This is a genomic window from Nocardia niigatensis NBRC 100131 (genome assembly GCF_000308655.1).
GTDB lineage: Bacteria > Actinomycetota > Actinomycetes > Mycobacteriales > Mycobacteriaceae > Nocardia > Nocardia niigatensis.
Window position 1 is genome coordinate 53,525 of sequence record NZ_BAGC01000063.1, and the last position, 21,807, is coordinate 75,331.

The 21,807-nt window shown below is 70.0% G+C and carries 17 protein-coding genes and 1 pseudogene; 5 read left to right on the forward strand and 13 right to left on the reverse strand.

Going from position 1 to position 21,807, the window contains the following annotated elements; all coding sequences use genetic code 11:
• Positions 1-2: 2 nt before the first annotated feature.
• Genes ON33_RS28785 through ON33_RS28800 form a run of 4 tightly spaced genes read right to left on the reverse strand, consistent with a single transcriptional unit; the run spans position 3 to position 6,521 of the window.
• The gene (locus tag ON33_RS28785; protein WP_051152981.1) at positions 3-2,039 is read right to left on the reverse strand and encodes an acetyl/propionyl/methylcrotonyl-CoA carboxylase subunit alpha; all 2,037 of its coding nucleotides are present in this window, start codon (positions 2,037-2,039) and stop codon (positions 3-5) included.
• An 8-nt stretch (positions 2,040-2,047) separates the two neighbouring features.
• A complete protein-coding gene (locus ON33_RS28790; protein ID WP_040862252.1) occupies positions 2,048-3,652 on the reverse strand; it encodes an acyl-CoA carboxylase subunit beta in 1,605 nt (534 codons plus the stop codon).
• Positions 3,649-4,797: an acyl-CoA dehydrogenase family protein gene (locus tag ON33_RS28795; RefSeq protein ID WP_085996857.1), complete on the reverse strand. Its 1,149-nt coding sequence runs from the start codon at positions 4,795-4,797 to the stop codon at positions 3,649-3,651. Before ON33_RS28795 ends, ON33_RS28790 begins: the two co-directional genes overlap by 4 nt.
• An 8-nt stretch (positions 4,798-4,805) precedes the next feature.
• Entirely contained in the window at positions 4,806-6,521 is a 1,716-nt protein-coding gene (locus ON33_RS28800; protein WP_040862254.1) for an acyclic terpene utilization AtuA family protein, read from the reverse strand.
• Positions 6,522-6,700: 179 nt separating this feature from the next.
• Here ON33_RS28800 and ON33_RS41750 point away from each other — a divergent pair, with 179 nt between their 5' ends.
• A complete protein-coding gene (locus ON33_RS41750; protein ID WP_169336852.1) occupies positions 6,701-6,859 on the forward strand; it encodes a CG2302 family histidine operon protein in 159 nt (52 codons plus the stop codon).
• Between the two features lie 53 nt (positions 6,860-6,912).
• On the opposite strand, the gene ON33_RS28805 is transcribed toward ON33_RS41750, so the two are convergent.
• From ON33_RS28805 to thiO, 6 genes are all read right to left on the reverse strand, one after another.
• Entirely contained in the window at positions 6,913-7,680 is a 768-nt protein-coding gene (locus tag ON33_RS28805) for an adenylate/guanylate cyclase domain-containing protein (RefSeq protein WP_245550813.1), read from the reverse strand.
• Positions 7,681-8,224: 544 nt separating this feature from the next.
• On the reverse strand, positions 8,225-9,043 hold the full coding sequence (locus ON33_RS28810) for an ABC transporter permease (protein WP_040862255.1): 819 nt from the start codon (positions 9,041-9,043) through the stop codon (positions 8,225-8,227).
• Positions 9,043-9,987, reverse strand: coding sequence for an ABC transporter ATP-binding protein (locus ON33_RS28815; protein WP_040862256.1), 945 nt, complete (start codon positions 9,985-9,987; stop codon positions 9,043-9,045). Before ON33_RS28815 ends, ON33_RS28810 begins: the two co-directional genes overlap by 1 nt.
• Positions 9,988-10,125: 138 nt before the next feature.
• On the reverse strand, positions 10,126-10,881 hold the full coding sequence (locus ON33_RS28820) for a thiazole synthase (RefSeq protein ID WP_281033246.1): 756 nt from the start codon (positions 10,879-10,881) through the stop codon (positions 10,126-10,128).
• Between the two features lies 1 nt (position 10,882).
• On the reverse strand, positions 10,883-11,095 hold the full coding sequence (thiS, locus tag ON33_RS28825; protein ID WP_040862258.1) for a sulfur carrier protein ThiS: 213 nt from the start codon (positions 11,093-11,095) through the stop codon (positions 10,883-10,885).
• A complete protein-coding gene (gene thiO, locus ON33_RS28830) occupies positions 11,058-12,194 on the reverse strand; it encodes a glycine oxidase ThiO (RefSeq protein ID WP_083869373.1) in 1,137 nt (378 codons plus the stop codon). The genes thiS and thiO overlap by 38 nt, the downstream gene beginning before the upstream one ends.
• A gap of 153 nt (positions 12,195-12,347) precedes the next feature.
• Between thiO and thiE the strand changes: the two genes are divergently transcribed.
• The gene (thiE, locus tag ON33_RS28835) at positions 12,348-13,049 is read left to right on the forward strand and encodes a thiamine phosphate synthase (RefSeq protein ID WP_040862259.1); all 702 of its coding nucleotides are present in this window, start codon (positions 12,348-12,350) and stop codon (positions 13,047-13,049) included.
• On the opposite strand, the gene ON33_RS28840 is transcribed toward thiE, so the two are convergent.
• Together ON33_RS28840 and ON33_RS28845 are read right to left on the reverse strand one after the other, a co-directional pair.
• On the reverse strand, positions 13,046-15,244 hold the full coding sequence (locus tag ON33_RS28840; RefSeq protein WP_040862260.1) for a molybdopterin-containing oxidoreductase family protein: 2,199 nt from the start codon (positions 15,242-15,244) through the stop codon (positions 13,046-13,048). The two genes, thiE and ON33_RS28840, sit on opposite strands and share 4 nt — an antisense overlap.
• A 3-nt stretch (positions 15,245-15,247) precedes the next feature.
• On the reverse strand, positions 15,248-15,922 hold the full coding sequence (locus ON33_RS28845; protein ID WP_040862261.1) for an NUDIX domain-containing protein: 675 nt from the start codon (positions 15,920-15,922) through the stop codon (positions 15,248-15,250).
• 156 nt (positions 15,923-16,078) lie between these two features.
• On the opposite strand from ON33_RS28845, the gene ON33_RS28850 reads away from it, so the two are divergent.
• From ON33_RS28850 to ON33_RS28860, 3 genes are all read left to right on the forward strand, one after another.
• Positions 16,079-17,410 (forward strand): GlnX family signal transduction membrane protein, encoded by a 1,332-nt coding sequence (locus ON33_RS28850; RefSeq protein WP_040862262.1) that lies wholly within the window; start codon positions 16,079-16,081, stop codon positions 17,408-17,410.
• The gene (locus ON33_RS28855; RefSeq protein WP_040862263.1) at positions 17,407-18,393 is read left to right on the forward strand and encodes a glutamate ABC transporter substrate-binding protein; all 987 of its coding nucleotides are present in this window, start codon (positions 17,407-17,409) and stop codon (positions 18,391-18,393) included. The genes ON33_RS28850 and ON33_RS28855 overlap by 4 nt, the downstream gene beginning before the upstream one ends.
• Positions 18,394-18,482: 89 nt before the next feature.
• Complete coding sequence (locus ON33_RS28860) at positions 18,483-20,876, forward strand: serine/threonine-protein kinase (RefSeq protein WP_083869375.1); 2,394 nt, start codon at positions 18,483-18,485, stop codon at positions 20,874-20,876.
• Positions 20,877-21,080: 204 nt separating this feature from the next.
• On the opposite strand, the pseudogene ON33_RS28865 reads toward ON33_RS28860, so the two are convergent.
• A pseudogene (locus ON33_RS28865) lies at positions 21,081-21,807 on the reverse strand (acetate kinase); the annotation flags it as partial.

The window sequence follows — 21,807 nt, forward strand, 5'->3', positions numbered from 1 at the left end:
GCCTACTCCTGATCTTCGCTGTGGACCACGGCGAGTACCGCGCCGACCTCGACCTGGCGGCCGGCGGAAACGTTCAATTCGGTGAGCACGCCCGCGACGGGGGCGGCAATGGTGTGCTCCATCTTCATCGCCTCCAGCCACAGGATCGGCTGGCCCTTCTCCAGCCGGTCGCCGACGGCCGCGCCCACGCGGATGACCGCGCCCGGCATCGGGGCCAGCAGCGAGCCCTCGGCCACCTGGTCGGCCGGGTCCTCGAAGCGCGGAAGCCGGCGCACGGCCACCGGGCCGAGCGGGGAGTCCACCGTCACGAGGTCGCCGTAGCGGGCGATCTCGAAGCGGCGGCGCACCGGGCCGCGCTCGCCGGGCACCTGGAGAATCACCAGATCCGGTGTGGCCTCCAGCAATTCGAGCCCCTCGAGGCCCTCGACCTGGAGACCCGCCCGGGTGAGGCGGTAGCGCACCTCGTGCTTGCCGGTCAGGCGCGACTCGTAGGACTTGGACTGGGCCTGCGAGGGCAGGTTGCGCCAGCCGCTGGGCAGGCCACGGCCGACCCGGGCCGCCCGCCGATTGGCAGCGGCGTCGGCGAGCGCGGCGGCCACGATCGACAGCTGCTCGTCCGCCTCGGAAACCAGAGGCGCGGAGAGCTTTTCGAGGTCGTGGGTGGCGAAGAAGGCGGTATCGGTCTCGCCCGCCAGGAAGGCCGGGTGCCGCAGCACACGGACCAGCAGGTCGCGGTTGGTGACCAGGCCGTGAATCTTGGCCCGCTGCAACGCGCTCGCCAGCAGATGCGCCGCCTCGTCGCGGGTCTCGGCGAAGGAGATGACCTTCGACAGCATGGGGTCGTAGTGCACGCCGACCACGGAGCCGTCCACCACGCCGGTGTCCAGGCGCACGCCCGGCTCGGTCAGGACGGTGAATTCGCCCAGCGTGCCGGGGATGTCGAGCTTGTGCACCGGGCCGGACTGGGGCTGCCAGTCGTGGGCCGGATCCTCGGCGTAGAGGCGCACCTCGATGGAGTGGCCGCGCATCTCCGGCTGCCGCGCGGGCAGCGGGCGACCGGCGGCCACCTGCAGCTGCAGACGGACCAGGTCCAGGCCCGTGACCTGCTCGGTGACCGGATGTTCCACCTGCAGACGGGTATTCATCTCCAGGAAGAAGAAGTCGCCCTGCTCGTCGGCCAGGAACTCGACGGTGCCCGCGCCCTCGTAGCCGATGGCCTCCGAGGCCAGCCGGGCCGCCTCGAACAGCCGCGCCCGCATCCCGTCGATCTTCTCGACCAGCGGCGAGGGCGCTTCCTCGACGACCTTCTGGTGACGGCGCTGGATCGAGCACTCGCGCTCGCCGACCGCCCACACGGTGCCGTGGGTGTCGGCCATGACCTGCACCTCGATGTGGCGGCCGGTCTCCAGGTAGCGCTCACAGAAGACGGTCGGATCGCCGAAGGCGGACTGGGCTTCCCGCTGCGCGGCCTCGATCTGACCGGTCAGCTCGGACAGTTCACGCACCACGCGCATGCCGCGACCGCCACCACCGGCGGACGCCTTGATCAGCACCGGCAGCAGGTCGGCGGTGACCTCGTCGGGATCCAGCTGCTTCAGGACGGGGACGCCGGCGGCGTCCATCATCTTCTTGGACTCGACCTTGGAGCCCATCTGCTCGATGGCCGCGACCGGCGGACCGATCCAGGTCAGCCCGGCGGCCTGCACTGCCTTGGCGAATTCGGCGTTCTCGGACAGGAATCCGTAGCCGGGGTGGATCGCGTCGGCACCGGCGGCCAGCGCGGCCTCGATGATCAGCTCGGAGCGGAGATAGGTTTCGCCAGGTGTGTTGCCCGGCAGGCGAATCGCGGCGTCGGCCTCGGCCACATGCGGTGCGTTCGCGTCGGCGTCCGAGTAGACGGCGGTCGTCGCGATACCCATCCGACGACACGTCGCGAACACGCGCCGCGCGATCTCGCCACGGTTGGCGACCAGAACGTTGGTGAGCCCACCCGTCGCTCCGCCGCCACCCCGGTGGAAATCGCTTCGCGATACTGTCATTTCTGGCCTCACATCCGGAAGACGCCGAAGCCCTCGGCGCCCTTGATCGGGGAATTGTGGATGGCGGACAGGGCCATTCCCAAGACCGTGCGGGTGTCACGCGGGTCGATGACGCCGTCGTCGTAGAGCCGGCCCGACATGAACATGGGCAGCGATTCGGCCTCGATCTGCGCCTCGATCATGGCGCGCAATCCGGCGTCCTGCTCCTCGTTGAACGGAATACCGCGCGCCTCGTTGGCGGCCCGGCCCACGATGGAGATGACGCCCGCCAGCTGCGCACCGCCCATGACGGCGGATTTGGCGCTGGGCCAGGCGAATACGAAGCGCGGGTCGTAGGCGCGCCCGCACATGCCGTAGTGGCCAGCGCCGTAGGAAGCGCCCATCAGCAGCGAGATGTGCGGCACCTTCGAATTCGACACCGCGTTGATCATCATCGCGCCGTGCTTGATGATGCCCTTCTGCTCGTACTCCTTGCCGACCATGTAGCCGGTGGTGTTGTGCAGGAACAGCAATGGCGTGTTCGACTGGTTCGCCAGCTGGATGAACTGGGTGGCCTTCTGCGCTTCCTCGGAGAACAGCACGCCGCGCGCGTTGGCGAGAATACCGACCGGATAGCCGTGCAGCTCCGCCCAGCCGGTGACGAGGCTGGAACCGTAGAGCGGCTTGAACTCGTCGAAATCGGAGCCGTCCACCACGCGGGCGATGACCTCACGCGGGTCGAACGGGATCTTGAGGTCGCCCGGCACGATGCCGAGCAGTTCTTCCTGGTCGTACAGCGGTTCGATGATCTGATCGACCGGACGAGCCGCCGGCCCCTGCTTCTGCCAGTTCAGGCGCTTCACGATGGATCGGCCCAAGCGGATCGCGTCCTGCTCGTCAACGGCCAGGTAGTCGGCCAGACCCGAAGTGCGGGCGTGCATTTCGGCGCCGCCCAGCGACTCGTCGTCGGACTCCTCGCCGGTGGCCATCTTCACCAGCGGCGGGCCGCCGAGGAACACCTTGGAGCGCTCCTTGATCATGACCGTGTAGTCGGACATGCCCGGGATGTACGCGCCGCCGGCGGTGGAGTTGCCGAAAACCAGTGCGATGGTCGGGATTCCGGCCGCGGAGAGCCGGGTCAGGTCCCGGAACATGCGGCCGCCGGGAACGAACACCTCTTTCTGCGTGGGCAGATCCGCGCCACCGGACTCGACCAGGCCGATCACCGGCAGCCGGTTCTCCAGCGCGATGTCGTTCATGCGCAGGTTCTTGCGCAGCGTCCACGGATTGGAGGTGCCGCCGCGCACGGTCGGATCCGGCGCGACGATCATGCACTCGACGCCCTCGACGATGCCGATGCCCGCGATCACGCTGGCGCCCACATGGAAATCGCTGCCCCAGGCGGCCAGCGGGGCCAGCTCCAGGAAGGGCGAGTCCTCGTCGATGAGCAGTTCGATGCGCTCGCGCGCGGTCAGCTTGCCGCGCTTGCGGTGCCGCGCCATCTTGTCCGGGCCGCCGCCCGCGATGTTCTTGGCGTACTCGGCCTCCACCTCGGTGAGCTTGGTGGTCATGGCCTCGGCGGCGGCCTGGTAGTCCGCCGAATTCGGGTCTACGGACGTGCGCAGAATACTCAAGACTGGAACCCCAATCGCTTGGCCGCGAGGCTGGTCAGGATCTCGTTGGTGCCGCCGCCGATACCGAGGATGCGGACATCACGATAGTGGCGCTCGACCTCGGACTCACGCATGTAGCCGAGGCCGCCGAAGAGCTGGACCGCCTGGTGGGCAACCCATTCCGCGGTCTCCACGGCGGTGTTCTTGGCGAAGCACACCTCGGCGATCAGGTCGGTCTCGCCGCGCGCGGCGCGCTCGGCCAGGTGATGGGTGTACACCCGGGCGACATCGATGCGGCGCGCCATCTCCGACAGCGTGTTCTGCACGGCCTGCCGGCTGATCAGCGGGCGGCCGAAGGTCTCGCGGTCCCGGCTCCATTGCAGCGTCAGGTCCAGGCAGCGCTGCGCGTGCGCGTAGCCCTGCACGGCGAGGCCGACCCGCTCGCTCACGAAAGCCTGGGCGATCTGCGCGAATCCGCTGTTCTCCGGACCCACCAGGTTCGAGACCGGCACGCGCACATCGACATATGACAGCTCGGCGGTATCCGAGCACAGCCAGCCCATCTTCTCCAGCTTGCGGCTGACCGTGAACCCGGGCGTGCCCTTCTCCACCACGAGCAGCGACACCCCCGCCGCGCCCGGACCGCCGGTCCGCACCGCGGTCACCACGAAATCGGCCCGCACACCCGAGGTGATGAAGGTCTTGGACCCGTTGACGATGAAGTCGTCGCCGTCGCGCACCGCGGTCGTCCGCAGATGTCCGACATCCGAACCGCCACCCGGTTCGGTGATGGCCAGCGACCCGATCTTCTCGCCCGCCAGCGTCGGCCGTACCCAGCGCTCGATGTGCTCGGCATTGCCGGAGGCGATGAGGTGCGGCACCGCGATACCGCAGGTGAACAGGGAGGCGAACAGGCCGCCCGAGCCGCCCGCGTAGTGCATCTCCTCGGCCACGATGGCCGCGTCGATGCCGTCGCCGCCGGAACCTCCTGCGGATTCGGGGAACTGGATGCCCAGCAGCCCCAGCGCGCCGGCCTTCTTGTGCAGCTCGCGCGGGATCAGCCCCTCACGTTCCCACTCGTCCAGGTACGGCAGCACCTCCCGCTCCGCGAAACCGCGTACGGTGGCGCGTAATTCGCGCCGCTCGGGCGTCGTCCAGGGATTCACGTACTCACTCATGGCAGCAGCTCCACAGGGATCTCGATGTGCCGGGCCCGCAGCCATTCCCCGAGCCCCTTGGCCTGCGGATCGAAACGGGCCTGATAGGCCACACCCTCCCCGAGCAGACCTTCGACAATGAAGTTCAGCGCCCGCAGGTTCGGCAGCACGTGCCGGGTGACGGGCAGTTCGGCGGTCTCCGGCAGCAGGCGGCGCAGCTCGTCGACGGTCAGCGTGTGCGCCAGCCAGCGCCACTGCTCCTCGGTGCGCACCCAGACGCCGATATTGGCATTGCCGCCCTTGTCGCCGCTGCGCGCCAGCGCGATCGTCCCCAGCGGGACGCGGCGGGTCGCGCCCGCCGGAAGCGGCTGCGGCAGTGCCGGTTCCGCGACCGCGTCCAGGTCCTGGGTCTCCCCGGCCGGCGCGATGGCCACCTCGGTGCCGTCCGCCAGGACCGCGGTGTGCGGAATCTCCTTGGAATCCACGTATCCCGGCGTGAACACCCCGTACGGACCGCCGTTGCCGGGCGGGGCGGTCAGCGAGAAGCCGGGGAAGCTGGCCAGCGCCAATTCCACGGCGACACTGGAGAACGCGCGCCCGACCTTGTTCGGATCCGGGTCGCGGACCACACAGCGCAGCAGCGCGCTGGCCTGCTCCTCGGTGTCGGCGTCGGGCCGGTCCAGCCGGGCCAGGGTCCACTCCAGCTCGGCGGGCCGCGCCGGCAGCCAGGACTCCAGCTGGCGTTGCGCCAGGGCGGCTTTGGCCTCGATGTCCAGGCCGGTGAGGATGAACTCCATCTCGTTGCGGAAACCGCCGATGGTATTGGTCGACACCTTGGTCCGCGGCGGCGGCGCCTCGCCGGTCACGCCGCTGAGCAGCACCCGGTCCGGGGCCTGCTGGCTCACCTGGATGGTGTCGAGTCGCGTGGTGACATCCGGTCCGGCGTAGCGCGCGCTCTGGATCTCGTACATGAGCTGCGCCTTCACCGTGTCCACGGTGACCGCGCCGCCGGTGCCCTCGTGCTTGGTGATGACGCTGCTGCCGTCGCGTCGCACCTCGGCGATCGGGAAGCCCGGCCGCACCAGATCGGCGATCTCGGTGAAGAAGGCGAAGTTGCCGCCGGTGGCCTGCGTGCTGCACTCGATGACGTGCCCCGCCACCACCGCACCGGCCAGCGCGTCGTAATCGCTTCGGTCCCAGCCGAAATGCGCGGCCGCGGGTCCGACCACCACCGAGGCGTCGGTGACCCGGCCGGTGACCACGATGTCGGCGCCCGCGTTCAGGCATTCGGCGATGCCCCACGCGCCCAGGTAGGCGTTCGCGGTGAGCGGTGCGCCCAGCCCGAGTTCGCCGGCCCGCGCCAGCAGGTCGTCACCGGTCACGTACGCGACTTTCGGTGCGAGACCGAGCTTTTCGGCCACCTCGCGCACCCGCTGCGCCAGTCCGGCCGGATTCAGTCCGCCCGCATTGGCGACGATCTTCACCCCGGACTCGAGGGCCAGCCCCAGGCTCCCCTCCAGCTGCTTCACGAAGGTCTTGGCGTAGCCCAGGTTCGCGTCCTTCATACGGTCGCGGCCCAGGATCAGCATGGTGAGCTCGGCCAGATAGTCACCGGTGAGCACGTCGAGCTGCCCGCCCTCGAGCATCTCCCGCATAGCGCTGAGCCGATCCCCGTAGAACCCGGAACAGTTGCCGATCCGAATCAGATCCGGAGTGTCGGCGAGCTGACTCATGGGTGGCCTCCCTGTACCCCTGCGCTGCCACAGCGCGGTCGGCGCAGCCTCGATGCTGCGGTCGGTTACAGGGTCACATCGGGTCCGAAAAAAATCAAGCCCGCGTGCTTGTTATTTATTGAATTCGCAGGTCGGAACCGGATCGCGGGTCGCCGGCAACCTTCAGGCAGACTGAACGGGTGCCCTCCGACGTCACCGCCATCGTGCTGCTCGCCCTCGCCGGATTCCTGCTCGGCGGGGCGTACTCGCTGTTCAGGACCTCGCGCCCACTGGCGATCGGGCTCGCCGTCTGCGGCGTGCTCGCGGCCGTGGGCGCGGTGCTCTGGATGACCAATTGACTTCGGCCCCTCGGTGGCTTCCCCTGAAACCCCCTCTCGAGCCCGGCAGATCGCTACTCCGGTTCGAGGCGGAAGATGCGGAGATCCTCCGGGACGCCACTGAGGGGAGCGGCGAAAAAGCTGCGGCGGTAGGGCTTTACGCCCAGACCCAGCTCTTCCAGAGTCTCCGGGCCCAGCGAGTCGAGAGTCGCGCCGGAGATCATGGTGTTGCCATTGCCGCCCGCCTCCATGACGCGGGCCGCGATGTTCACGTCGATGCCGAGCCAGTCGCCGCCGATCTCGCGCGGGCTGCCGGTGTGCAGCCCCAGGCGCATCTGCGGGCGATAGCCGTCCACCGACACCGCCGACAGGTTCTCCTTGGCCGCCACCGCCGCCCGTACCGCCCGGTCCGCGGACGGGAACACGGCCATGACGCCATCGCCCATGCGCTTGACCACCTGGCCGCCACGATCCACGATGGGCGGCTCGATGGCCTTGGCCACCCGCCGCAGCAGATCCAGGGTCACCTCGTCCCCGGCTGCCAGCGACCAGCTCGAGAAGGCCACCAGATCGGTGAACATGATGGTGATCTCCTGCGCGCCGCGGCCCCTGCCGACGCGCTCCAGCATGGCCTGCCAGACCTGTAGCGCGCCCAGCCCCAATTCACGTGCGGCACTGGGGGAATCGCCGACCAGCTTGTCCGCGGCCCGGGCCACCGCGCGTGCGCCGCCCGGCCCGGAGACCGAGAGCGGATCACCGAAGGCCGGATCGCCCGGCAGGCTCTCGCGCGCCTTGCGGATGGCGCCGATGATGTCGCCGCGCTGATTGGCGGCCGAAACGATGGCGGAGAGCTGCCCGGGGAAACGGCCACGCCGCCGGCCCGGCTGGGACTCGGTCTCCTCGTCGGGGTCCTCGGACAATTCAGCGGGAATCAAGGGGATGGCCACATCCGGGTCGATGCGGGGTTGCCGCGCCCGGCCTCCGGCCGCGTCGCGCGACCGGTTGCGATCGGTTCCCAGTCCGTCCGTGCGGTTCGCGTCGGAGGCGCGTTCACCGCCGTCGGAGGGTCGTTCGCTCACGCCCAGAGCGTATCTCAGCGTTACGTCGTGGGATGGATCAACGATTGCCACCTGACACCTCCCGATCGGTGCTAGCGGCCACATCATTGGACCCGCCGAAGGTTTGAGTGTTTTGGTTGCCAAGTCGATGCTACCGACCGTCCAGTACGGCGGCCAACCGATCCGAGCCGGGTGCAAACGTTAGCTGGACCACACTTTCGAGCCCTATGACATCGGCCCGATACGGATATCCGTATCGGGCCGATGCTCGCCGCCGTGCCGGGCAGTGGCCGGCGGCTCCCGGGCAGGGTCTGTGTGCGTCGCGGTTTTACGCGTCGCGCTTATTTACCACGAACAGCGCGGCCGCGAAGATCAATGCCACAAAGATCGCGAAGTAGATCAGGCCGCCCCACGGACCCCAGTGCCAGTACGACGACTTGGCGTCCACGGTCCCCAGGAACAGGCCCGCGTTCTGAAAGGGCAGCAGCACCTGGATCTCCCGGCCGATCTTGCCGAACGCGCCGACCATGGGCTCGAGGATCACCGGCCACACGATCAGCAGCGACAGCGCGCCCGCCGACTGCCGGATCAGCGTACCCACCCCGACCGCCAGGAAGACCACCAGCAGGATGAAAAGCGGCACGGCGTAGAAGACCCGCAGGTCACCACTGCTCAGGCTGAGATGGCTGCCCGCGTCGTGATTCACCATGACCTTGAAGATGAAGAAGCCGACAAAGGTCAGCACCGCGCTCAGCAACGCCATAGCAACTCCGATGACGCCGGCCTTGGTGAGCAGCACCGTGCTGCGGTTGGGGATCGAGAGGAAGGTGGTCTTGATGGTGCCGAAGCGGTACTCACTGGTGACCGCCAGCGCCGCCAGGATCATGACCATCAGGTAGCCGAAACCCGGAATGCCCTGGGCCAGGCCGGTGATGCCCAGGCCCGCCACCGAGTTCTCCGCGTACGGCGCGTCGGCCGGGGTCATCTTGCCCTGAGCCAGCTGATCCTCGAACACCCGCCAGGAGGCGTTCAGGGCCAGGCTGAACAGCGCCGCGATACCCAGCGCGAAAACGACCAGCAGGGCCGTGCACCAGACCGGGGACTTGGTCGAGGTGAGCTTGATTCTTTCCGCCGCGAGCACTCCCATCAGAGCGCACCTCCCATAACCTGATCGAAGCCTTCGCCGTGGTACTGCACCGCGCCACCGGTCATCCGCATGAACGCCTCCTCCAGCGAGGCGCGCTGCGGCGACAGCTCGTAGAGCGTGATGTCATTGGCGCCGGCCAGTTTTCCGACCGCGTCGCTGGTGACGCCCGCGACCACCAGGGCCGCGCCGTCCGCCTCGGCGCCGTCCTCGCGCACCGTCATGCCGTTGGAGGTGAGCAGGCTGCGCAGCTGGTCCAGCTGCGGACTACGCACGCGCACGGACTGTTCCGAGGCCTTCTCGATGAAATCCTTTGTGGTGGTGTCCGCGATGAGCCGGCCCCGGCCGATCACGATGAGATGCTCGGCGGTCTGCGCCATTTCGGAGAGCAGATGGCTCGACACCAGCACGGTGCGGCCCTCCCCCGCCAGCCGCTGCATGAACCGGCGGATCCACAGGATGCCCTCGGGATCCAGGCCGTTCACCGGCTCGTCGAACAGCAGCACCTGCGGGTCGCCGAGCAGCGCGCCGGCCAGGCCGAGCCGCTGCGACATGCCGAGGGAGAAACCGCCGGCGCTCTTGCCGGCGACCTCGGAGAGGCCGACCAGGCGCAGCACCTCCTCCACCCGGGACTGCGGAATGTCGTTGGAGGCGGCCATCCACCGCAGGTGCGAGCGCGCGGAACGATTGGGATGCACCCACTTCGCGTCCAGCAGCGCGCCGACGGTGTCGAGCGGGCGCTTCAGGTCGTGATACGGCTTACCGTCGATGAGGGCGGTGCCGGAGGTCGGTGTGTCCAACCCCAGGATCATCCGCATGGTGGTCGACTTACCCGCCCCGTTCGGGCCGAGAAAGCCGGTCACCTGCCCCGGACGGACCGTGAACGACAGGTCCGACACCGCGACGGTCTGGCCGTAGTGCTTGGTCAGGCCTCTCAGTTCGATCATGGCGACCAGTCTTCCCCATGTACCGAGCGCGCACTATCGCTAAATGGTCGCGCGTCGCTCATCCCTGAGGATGACTACGGAGCGGACCGGACTCCGGGTTCGAAATCCGGGTCGCGCATTCGCAATCCGGGCCGGGCTTCAGAATCCGGGCGACGAAGCCTGTGCCCAGAACCGCTTCGGGATACGTCCGGCCTGCCGGGCCAGCCATCCGCCCTCGACCGCGCGAGCCATGGCGGCCGCCATCAGCGCGGGCTGCCGGGCCCGGGTGACGGCGGTGGCCAGCAGGACCGCCGAGCAGCCGATTTCCATGGCCAGGGCGGCGTCGCTGGCGGTGCCGATGCCCGCGTCGAGGATGACCGGCACGCCCGCGGCGGCCACGATCATCTCGATATTGTGCGGATTGCTGATGCCCAGGCCGGTGCCGATGGGCGAGCCCAGCGGCATGACCGCGGCGCAGCCGGTGTCCTCGAGCCGCTTGGCCAGCACCGGGTCGTCGGTGGTGTAGGGCAGCACGGTGAAGCCGTCGTCCACCAATTGCTCTGCGGCGGCGACCAATTCGATGGCGTCGGGCAGCAGCGTGCGCTCGTCGGCGATGACTTCCAGCTTCACCCAATCGGTTTCGAGCGCCTCGCGGGCCAGCTGGGCGGTGAGCACGGCCTCGGCGGCGGTGCGGCAGCCGGCGGTATTGGGCAGCGGGGCGATCTCCAGCCGCTTGAGCAGATCGAGCACGCCGGTGCCGCCCGCGGCGTCCACCCGGCGCATGGCGACGGTGGTCAGCTCGGTGCCCGAGGCGACCAGGGCCTCCTCCAGCACGGCCAGGTTCTCCGCGCCGCCGGTGCCCATGATCAGCCGCGAACCGAACTCGCGGCCCGCGATGACCAGGGGTTCGAGCACGCTAGCCACCCTGCACCGCCGTCAGCACCTCGATCTCCCAGCCGCGGCCGACCGGCTCGTCCCAGCGGGACTTGGGGAACACCGCGCCGTCGATGGCCAGCGCCACGCCCTGGCACGGCAGGTCGAGACGCTGCAGCAGCTCGCGGATGGTGAGTTCATCGGGGAACACATGGTCCTCACCATTGACGGTGACGCCGACCGGAATTGCGGTCATCGAACTCCTCCTGGGTGCTGTGCATACCGAAAAGAAACGGTGCGGCGGTGGTGAACCGGCGCGGGTCCGCGGCGCGCGCCTCGGGCAGCTCGGTGTCGGCGAGCAGCGCCAGGACGGCGTCGGCGGTGACCGGGGTGTCGAGAATGCCGTTGCGGCCATGGCCCGCCGCCACGATCACCCGGTCGTCCAGGTAACCGATCAGCGGCAGATTGTCCGGCGAGCCCGGGCGCGAACCCGCGATGGCCTCGGCGAATTCGTACTCGCCGAGGCCCGGCAGCACGGCCTCGGCATCGGTGACCAGATCGCGGACGCCGGCGACGGTGACGGCACGGTCGAACCCGACTTCGTATTGTGTTGCGCCCAGGACTATCCCGTCATGCCTCGGCACGAGATATATGGGACGGCCGTGCACCCGGGCCCGGATCACCCGGGTCGGCGCGGGCGGTGCGCTGGGGCGGCGGCGCAGGCGCAGGATCTCGCCCTTCACCGGGCGCACCGGCAGGCCGGGCCACAGATCCGCGGCGGCGGCGCCGGCCGCGATCACCACCCGGTCGTGCGGCAGCCCGGCCGGGGAGCCCACCCGCTCCGCGCGGAACTCGACTCCGGCTGCGGCACAGGCGTTTCGGAGCGCGGTCACCAGGGCGCGATTGTCCACGGCCGGCTCGGCGACCGCGAGGAGTCCGGCCCGCACGCCTCGGCCCAGACCCGGTTCGGCCGCGCGCACCTCGGCGCGGTCCAGCAGCCGCAGCTCGTGGCCGCGGGCGTTCACCCAGTCGGCGATGGTGCGCAGGTCGGCGGCGTCGGCGCCGTCCAGCGCGACGGTGAGAGTCTGGTCGGCGACGAAGACGTCGGTGCCGGTGACGGCCTTCAGCTCGGCAGCGAAACCGGGCCAGCGGATCAGTGAGGCGGCGCCGAAGGCGAGGGCGGCGTCCTCACCGGGCCAGCCCTCCGAGAGCGGGGCGAGCATGCCGCCCGCCACCCACGAGGATCCGGAGCCCACGGCCGGGTCGAAGAGGGTCACGGTCCAGCCCGCTCCAGCAGCACGCCAGGCTGTCGACAGTCCGATCACACCGCCGCCGACGACGGCCAGAGTCCGCATCCGAATCCACCTAACTCGTCCCGGTATTCCCGGGACCTGCATATATGTCGCTCGAAACAGTGCGTCCGGCGGGTGCGTCGCGCCACGCCACACCGGGTGCGCTCCCTCGGGCCGTTTCGACTCGACCACCGTAGCGCGACTACCGTCGAGCCTGTGCAACCCTCCCACCCGAATCGGCCCGCCACCCCACGGGAACGCCTCGCCTCCGCGCGGCTGTACCTGTGCACCGACGCGCGCAGGGACCGGGGCGACCTGGCGGCGTTCGCCGAGGCGGCCCTGGCCGGCGGCGTCGACATCATCCAGCTGCGGGACAAGGGCTCGCCCGGGGAGAAGCAGTTCGGGCCGCTGGAGGCCAAGGCCGAACTGGGGGTGCTGGCCGAGCTGAAGGCCGCCGCCCGCCGGCACGGCGCGCTGGTGGCGTGCAACGACCGCGCCGATATCGCGCTCGCGGCCGGGGTGGACGTGCTGCACCTGGGCCAGGGCGACCTGCCGCCCTGGTACGCGCGGCAGATCCTGGGCGGGGACGTGGTGCTGGGCCGCTCCACCCACAACCGCGCACAGGCCGGACTGGCCGCGGTGGACGAGCACATCGACTACTTCTGCACCGGACCCGTGTACGCCACCCCGACCAAGCCGGGCCGCACCCCCGCGGGCATCGAGCTGGTCCGGTCCACCGCCGATTCGCACACGCAGCGGCCGTGGTTCGCCATCGGCGGCATCGACGCCCGGAGCCTGCCCGAGGTGCTGGACGCGGGCGCGACGCGAATCGTGGTGGTGCGGGCCATCACCGAGGCCGATGATCCGGAAGCCGCGGCCCGCGCCATCAAGCAGCGGATCCTGGAGAACGACCGCTAGTCAGCCGACCGGGTCGGGACCGGGTCGAGGCGGATCGGGACACCGTTCAGATTCGACATGCCCGCCAGGCGTTCCACATCGGCTGGATCGCTGGACATCAGGTCGTTCACGTTCGCGCCTCCGGCGGCGTTGGCGCGCTGCCACCCGCCGTCGTGACCCCACCCGTGCGGAATGGCCACGGTGCCCTCGGTCATGTCCTCGGTGAGGCGGGCGGTGACCTCGATGACGCCGTGCGCGGAGGTGACCCGGCAGCGGTCACCGTCGGAAATGCCCGCCACCGCCGCGTCTTTCGGGTTGATGCGGGCGGCGTGCTCGCGATCACCGCGCATGAGCGGCTCGGCATTGTGCATCCACGAGTTGTGGGATTTGAGCTCGCGCAGGCCGATGACCCGCAGCGGATAGTCCGGATCGCTGGGCCGCGGACTGAGGGTGCGCAGTTCCGCGATGATCTCGCCGGGATCCAGCCGCACCCGGCCACCCCTGTGCCGCACCACGTTCCGCAGTACCCCGGTCGCGATGCTGTCGGCCAGTACCACCCCGTGCGGGTGGCGGCGCAGCATGCGCAGGCTGATGCCCTTGCGGCGCAGGCCGAATCGGTCCCCGTAGGGGCCGGTGCGCAGGGCCAGGTCGGCCAGCAGGGTGGGGGTGGGACGGGCGGAGGCGAGGCCGGGGACGCGGCGGCGCAGGGCGCTCACCACGCGGCCGACCGGGCGGGCGGGGCCGACGGCGAAGGGCTGCACGCCGATCCGGGTCGCGATGGCGTCGATGATCCGCCATTCCTCACGCGCCTCCCCGTACGGTTCGACGACCCGCTCGGTGTACTGGGTGTACGGCGTCGGGGAGAACGCGGTGAACGGCAGCGGGATGTCGTCGCGCTCGAGGAAGGTGGTCGCCGGGAGGATGTAGTCGGCCATCCGGTTGGTGTCGTTCACATAGATGTCGATGGAAACGAACAGGTCCAGTTCGGTCAGAGCGGCGGCCAGTTCACGGCCGTTGGGCACCGAGGAGACCGGATTGCCCGCCGAGGTGAACAGGGCGCGCAGCCGGCCGGGTCCGGGGGTGGTGATCTCCTTGGCCATGATGGCAGCCGGGAAAGTGCCCAGCACATCCGGGAATCCGCCGATGCGGGAATGGTTCTTTGCGTAGCCCGCGAAACCCAGGCGGGCGCTCAGCTCGGAGACCGCCACCAGTTCCTTGCCGAACACCGAACCGCCGGGCCGGTCCAGGTTTCCGGTCACCAGGGACAGGGCGTCGATGAGAAAGGCCACCAGGGTCGCGTGCCGGCCCAGGCAGGTGCCGGTGCGGCCGTAGACGGCGGCGGAGTCGGCGCGGGCCAGATCCCGGGCCAGGACGCGCACCCGATCGGGCTCGAGGCCGGTGACCTCGGCAGTGTATTCGGGCGTGAAACGCGCGACGGCAGCACGCAATTCACGGACGCCGCTCGCCTGCCGGCGCAGCGCGTCGGCGTCCTCCAGGTTCTCGTCGAAGATGACCTGCAGCAGGGAGGCCAGCAGCCACGCGTCGCCGTCGGGGCGCACGCCGACGTGCTCGAACAGCTTGGCGGTCTCGGTGTTCCGCGGATCCACCACCACCACGCGCCCACCCCGCTTCGTGATGGCGGTGAGCTTCTCGCGGATTCGCGGCGCGCTCAGCACGCTGCCGTGCGAGACAAGGGGATTCGCGCCCAGCATGAGCAGGAAATCGGTGCGGTCCAGGTCGGGCACCGGCACAGTGGTCAAGGAGCCGTAGAGCAGCTCGCTGGCCACGAAGCGGTTGTTGATGTCCTGGGAGCCGGCCGAATACACATGTTCGAGCCCGGCGGCCAGCTGGAAACCCACCATCCACAGGGTGTGTGAATAGGAGAAGGAGGACGGATTGCCGAAATACCAGCCGAGACTGCCGATTCCGTGATCGCGGATGAGCCCGCGCAGCCGCTCGCCGATCTCGTCCAGCGCCGTGTCCCAGGAGACCCGCTCGAACTCGCCGGAGGCCGTGCGCCGCAAGGGATACAGCACCCGATCGGGGTCGTTCTGGATCTCGGTGAAAGCGATGCCCTTCGGGCAGGCGTTGCCGCGGGAGAGAGGATGGTCCTTGTCGGCGCGCAGGCGCACCAGCTTCCCGTCCTCGACGGTGGCGATCAGCCCGCAGAGGGGCTCACAGATCCGGCAATAGGTGGGGAGCTCGTGCGTTGTCACGCCTCAAGACAACACCTGGTCCAGAGTGAGGAACAACACATTTCCGGCCAAATCGGTCTGTTCCGGGGCAGATTCGGGCGCGCCGATACGGGCGGTGCGGCCGGCCCCGTCGCCCTGCCAATGCAGCCAGAGGAAGCCTTGCCCGGCCAGATCCAGGGTGCGCGGCAACGCGGCCGCCACCGCGCCGGTGTCGGCGATCCCCTCGAGACTGATGAGCGTGGGCGTGGCGCGCAGGGCGGGCCACGCGGCGGCGAAGCCCGGGTGCAGCGGCCGGTCCTCGACCTCGTCCTCGGGCACCCAGATCAGGTCCTGGCTCTCCTTGTTGCCGCGGGTGCGCAATTGGTCGGCGGCGTCGGCGATGACCGTGGTGTAGGTCCAGCCGCTGGCGGCGGTCGCGGTCACGCGGGAGCTGCGCACCCGGATGGAGCCGGGCGCGATGCCCGCTTCCTCCTCGGCCTCCCGGACCGCGGCGTGCACGCTCGTCTCGTGGGAGTCGCGGGCGCCGCCGGGCAGCGCCCAGGTGCCGCCCTGATGGGTCCACACGGCCCGATGATGCAGCAGGACCGCGGATCCCCCGCCGGCCAGCGGAGCGCGCAGCAACAACCCCGCAGCCCCGAACCGACCCCACTGGCGGGTGCCATCCGGACTCTCGGCCCAACCGTCGCCATCACCACGCATCTTCGTAATCCCATCGTCCGACCGCACGGCCGTGCACCCTCCCCGCAGGGCGGCGCACACCGCGGGGATTCCCGCGTCACAGCAGCGGTACGTCCACAATAAGCTCATCCGGCAGCAACAAGTCGGTCGTTCGATTTCGGTCAGTAGGAGGTGAGGATGGCTCGCACCGAGGAATCGGGACTCGCGGAGCTGTCCCCGCGCACCGCCGCGGCGGCCTGGCGCGAACGCTTCGCGACCACCGAACTGCGCAGTTTCGCCCAGTCCTCGCCGGCCAAGCTGATCGCCGTCGGATTGATCCTGCTGAGCCTGTGCGTGGCCGCCGGCATCGTGACCGCCACCGCGGTGACCAACCGGCAACACGCCCTGGACGTCCTGTTGGATCAGTCGGAGCCCGATGCCTATTCGGCGCAGCGGCTCTACACCTCGCTCTCGGTCGCCGACGCCTCGGCCAGTGCCGCGTTCATTTCCGGTGGGCTGGAACCGAAGCCGGTGCGCGACCGGTACAACCAGGCGGTCGGCGAGGCCGCCGCCGAACTGGTGCCCCAGTCCAATCGCGGTGACGGGGATACGGATACGCATCTGCGCAGCGGCATAGCGACCGGACTGCCGGTGTACACCGGCGTCATCGAGACCGCGCGGACCAACAACCGGGCCGGGGAGCCGGTGGGCGCGGCCTACCTGAGCGAGGCGTCCAATCTCATGCAGGGGACGCTGCTGCCGATGGCGCAGGAACTGCAAGAGCACCGGTCCGCCGCCATCACCTCCACCCAGCACACGCACGTGCGCCCGCCGTGGCCCGCCATCCTGCTGCCGCTGCTGGCGGTGGCGGCGCTGATCGCGGCCCAGTGGTTCCTGTTCCGGCGCTGGCACCGGGTGCTGAATCTCGGTCTGCTGCTGGCCACCGGGACCATGGTGGTGCTGCTGGCCTGGACGGTGATCGCGGGCTCCATCTCCGCGGTGGACACCACCCATGCCCGCGATCAGGGCAGCGTCCCTACCGCCGCGCTCACCGAGAGCCGCATTCTGGCCCAGCAGGCCCGCACCGCCGAGACCCTCAAGCTGGTGCGCCGCGACACCAGCGCCGACTACGACCGCGCCTACGACCAGGCCATCGACAAACTGCGAAACATCTTGTCCGGCTACCGAACCGACGCACCGGGAGCCGACGAGGTGAAGACCGCGGCGAGCGCCCTGGACCGTTGGCGGGCCGCCCACCAGCGCATGAACGACGCGCTGACCAAGGGCGACTTCATCGGTGCGGCCGCGGTCGCCACCGGGCCGGGCGCCAACGAGGCCACCGCCCAGACCGACGCGCTGGATCGCGCGCTCGGCGACGGCATCGCCGACACCCGGAACATGCTGCGCACCGACACCTCGCACGCCGCCCGCACGCTGGATCTGCTCGGCCCCGGAGCGCTGGTGCTGAGCACCGCGGCCGCCGTGCTGATCGCGGCCGGGCTGTGGCCGCGACTGCGGGAGTACCGATGACCCGAAGACCCGTCCGCTCCGTGACCGTCGCTGCCCTGGCCGCGGCCATCGCCTGCACGGCCGCCTGCGGGGACACCGGTCCCCCGCCGCCCGCGCCCTCGACCCGGGTGCCCAGCTATGTGGAACCGCCGCTGCCGTCGGGAGCCGTTGCGGCACAGACGCAGACGGCGCCGCCGCCGGTGGTGGCCGACTGCGGTGACCCGACCGCGAGCCTGCGCCCCAATGGCACCAAGGGCGGGCCCACCATCGACGCCATCCGGGCGCGGGGCCGGCTGCTGGTGGGCCTGGACCCGGGCAGCAATCTGTTCAGCTTCCGGGATCCGGCCAGCGGCACGCTCGCCGGCTTCGATGTGGAGATCGCCCGCGAGCTGGCCCGGGATCTGCTGGGCGATCCGGCGGCGCTGGAGTTCCGGATCCTCGGCTCCGCCGACCGCGAGCGGGCGCTGCAGGAGCACACCGTGGACGTGGTGGTGAAGACCATGACCATCAATTGCCAACGGCGGCAGACGGTCACGTTCTCCACCTCGTATCTGCAGGCGCATCAGCGGGTGCTGGCGGTACGCAACTCCGGTATCACCGGGCTCGCCGAGCTGGCGGGCAAGCGGCTGTGCGTGGTCAGCGGCACCACCTCCCTGGACCTGATCCGGCGCGAGCAGCCCGCCGCCTCCATCCTCACCGTGCCCAGCTGGGCCGACTGCCTGGTGGTGTTGCAGCAGCGGCAGGTGGACGCGGTCAGCACCGACGACACCGTGCTGGCCGGATTGGCCGAGCAGGATCCGGCCACCGAGGTCGTCGGGCCGAATCTGAGCACCGAGCAGTACGGGATCGGGATCTCCAAGGGTTCGGACGATCTGGTGCGCTTCGTCAACGGCACGCTGGAACGCATTCGCGCGGACGGGACGTGGAACCGGCTGTACCGCCGCTGGCTGCTGACCGAACTCGGCGACGCCGCCGTTCCGCCACCCCCGAGGTATCAGGACTGACGATGACCACACCGGAGCAGACCGAGGGGACGCAGGCGGTCGCGCGGACCGAGCTGACCGTGGGACCGTACTGGCCCGCGCGGACCGAGATGACCACCCGGCACGAACCGGAAGTGGACGGTGTCGAGCCCGCGGGAACCGAACCCGCCGCACGCACCGCACTCTCGCCGCGCACCGAGCTCACGCGACGCACCGAGCTCACCCAGCGCACCGACCTGACGTCGCGGACGCAATCACCCGGCGCGGAGCTACCGGCCGGCCAGCCGGAAACCCCGGTGGCGCCGAGTGTTTCGAGCGCCGAGGGCGAGCCGCGCACCCTGACCCGCCCCTCCCAGCGCACCGCCCGCATGACCCGGCCGCGCCCCGTGGTGCGGCGGCTCGGAGCCGGCCTGGTGCCGATCCCGGCGGTGGAGCCGGTGGATCCGGAAGCCGCCGTGCTCGACGATCCGGTGGTGGCCGAGGGGCGGCGGTTCTGCTGGCGCTGCGGCAAGCCGGTCGGGCGCGCCACCCCTACCCAGCCCGCCACCACCGCGGGCACCTGCCAGACCTGCGGCGCGCCCTACGATTTCCGGCCCTCGCTGTATCCCGGCGACCGGGTGGCGGGCCAGTACGAGATCCAGGGCTGTATCGCGCACGGCGGATTGGGCTGGATCTACCTGGCCATCGACCGCAATGTGAGCGACCGCTGGGTGGTGCTCAAGGGCCTGCTGCACGCCGGCGATGCCGAGGCGCAGGCGGTCGCGCTGGCGGAGCGGCAGTTCCTGGCCGAGGTCGTGCACCCGAGCATCGTGAAGATCCACAACTTCGTGGAGCACGCGGGCGCGGACGGAACGCCGGTCGGCTACATCGTGATGGAGTACGTGGGCGGCCATTCGCTACGCAATCTGCTCGATCACCATGCGCCCGAACGCATGCCGGTCAGCGAGGCCATCGCCTATCTGCTCGAAATCCTTCCGGCACTGGACTATCTGCATTCGGTGGGGCTGGCCTACAACGACCTCAAACCCGACAACATCATGATCACCACCGACCGGGTGGAACTCATCGACATGGGCGCGGTCACCCAGTTCGAGGCGTACGGGAACCTGTACGGCACCAGGGGATTCCAGGCACCCGAGATCGCGCACACCGGGCCGACGGTGGCCACGGACATCTACACCGTCGGCCGCACGCTGGCCGTGCTCACCCTGCACCTGCCGATGGAGCGGGGCGCCTACGTCGACGGCATCCCGGACCCGAAGGAGCAGCCGGTACTGGCCCGGCACCCGTTTCTCTACCGGCTGCTGCTGCGCGCCACCCACCCGGACCCGGATCACCGCTTCTCGTCCGCGCGACTGCTGGCCACCCAGCTCACCGGTGTGCTGCGCGAGATTCTGGCCGTCGAGACCGGCAACGAGCATCCGCAGCTGTCGACCCTGTTCAGCCCGCCGCGCACCAGTTTCGGCACCGGCGAGCTCATCGCGCAGACCGACGGCATCATCGACGGCACCCCGCGCGATACCCTGCTGCGGCCCGGCGCCGTGGTGGCGGCGCTGCCGGTGCCCATCATCGATCCGGGCGACCCGTCCGCGCCGCTGCTGGCCGGGGCCGCCCACCCGGAACCCCGGCACTCGCTCGACGAGCTGCGGCACGCCCGCCAGCGCGCGGCCGCCGAACCCGGTGGCGCGCCGGACACTTTCGAGCTGGAGGTGACGCTCGCCGAGGCCCGCGCGCATCTGGATCTCGACGAGCCCGCGGCGGCCCGCATGCTGCTGGCCCGGCTCACCGGCGAGCCGCTGCCGGCCGCCCCGGACTGGCGCATCGACTGGTATCTGGGCCTGACCGAACTGCTGGAGCTGGAGTACGAGCGCGCCTTCGCCCGCTTCGACGCCGTCCTGGAGGCACTGCCCGGCGAGATCGCGCCCAAGCTGGCCCTGGCCGCCACCGCGGAACTCATTCTCCAGCACTGGGATTCACCCGATCACGGAGAGTGGCGGGCCTACGCCGAGAACTACTACGCCACCGTCTGGCGCACCGACCGGGGCGTGGTGAGCGCGGCGTTCGGCCTGGCCCGCCAGCTCGCGGCGGCCGGGAACATCACCGCCGCCGTGCGCGCGCTGGATCAGGTGCCACCCGCCTCCCGGCATTACGCGGAGGCCCGGATGACGGCCGTTCTCATGCTGCTGACCTGCGCGCCGGCGCCCGAACTCGATGAGTCGACGCTCCAGGTCGCAGCGGCCCGGGTGCAGGATCTGCCGCCCGGCGAGGGGCGCGCGGCGCAGCTGCGGATCCTCACCCTGGGGATCGCGCTGGGCTGGGTGCAGGCCGGGAAACAGCCGAAGTCGGACGACGCCAAGCTGTTCGGCTCGCCGTTCACCGAGCGGGATCTGCGGCGCGGCATCGAGGCCGGTCTGCGCGGGCTGGCCCGTTCCGCACCCGAACGCGCCCACCGGTACGCGCTGGTGGATCTGGCCAACGCGGTGCGCGCCAAGTCCTGGTTCTGAGCAGTGTCCCGGATACCGGAGGAGGCCCGTGCCGCCCGCGGCGGTCACAGAGGCAGTCTGCGCACCACGGGACCGGCGAGGGAATTTCGGTCCCTACCACGGTTGTGCGTGGTGCGACACGGGTTCCGGTGGACCGGGGGGGAACCGGATCCGAGGACCACCATGCCAGGACCATCATGATGTTTTCATGAAGAGGGTTTCGTCTCAGCCGACCAGGTCGGCGGCCGCGCGGGCGATGGCGAGCTCCTCGTTGGTCGGGACCACCAGCACCGAGATCTCGGAATCGTCGGCCGAGATGCGCCGGGCCGTATGGTCTTTCGTGGTGTTCCGGTCGGCGTCGATCCGAATCCCGTAGCGCTCCAGGCCCGCCAGCGACTCTGCCCGCACCCTGGCGTCGTTCTCGCCGACACCGGCCGTGAAGGTGATGGCGTCCACCGCCCCCAGCTCGATCAGGTACGCGCCGATGTAGCGGCGCAGCCGGTGGATATAGACGTCGAACGCCAATTTCGCAGTCGGATGGCCGGTTTCGATGAGGCGGCCGAGTTCGCGGAAGTCGTTCACGCCCGCGATGCCCTTGATGCCGGAGTTCCGGTTGAGCAGGACGTCCACGTCATCCACATCCATCCCCGCCGTGCGGATGAGGTGGAAGATGATCCCCGGATCCAGGTCCCCGGACCGGGTTCCCATGACCAGGCCCTCCAGCGGCGTCAGGCCCATGGAGGTGTCCACCGCCTGCCCGGCCCGGATGGCCGAGGCCGACGCGCCGTTACCCAGGTGCAGCACAATCTGATTCAGCTCGGCGCGGTCCTTGCCGAGGAAGGCCGCCACCTGGCCGGACACGTAGTCGTGCGAGGTGCCGTGGAAACCGTACTTGCGAACGCCGTGCGCCGCGGCGATATCCGCGTCGATGGCGTAGGTCTTCGCCGCGGCC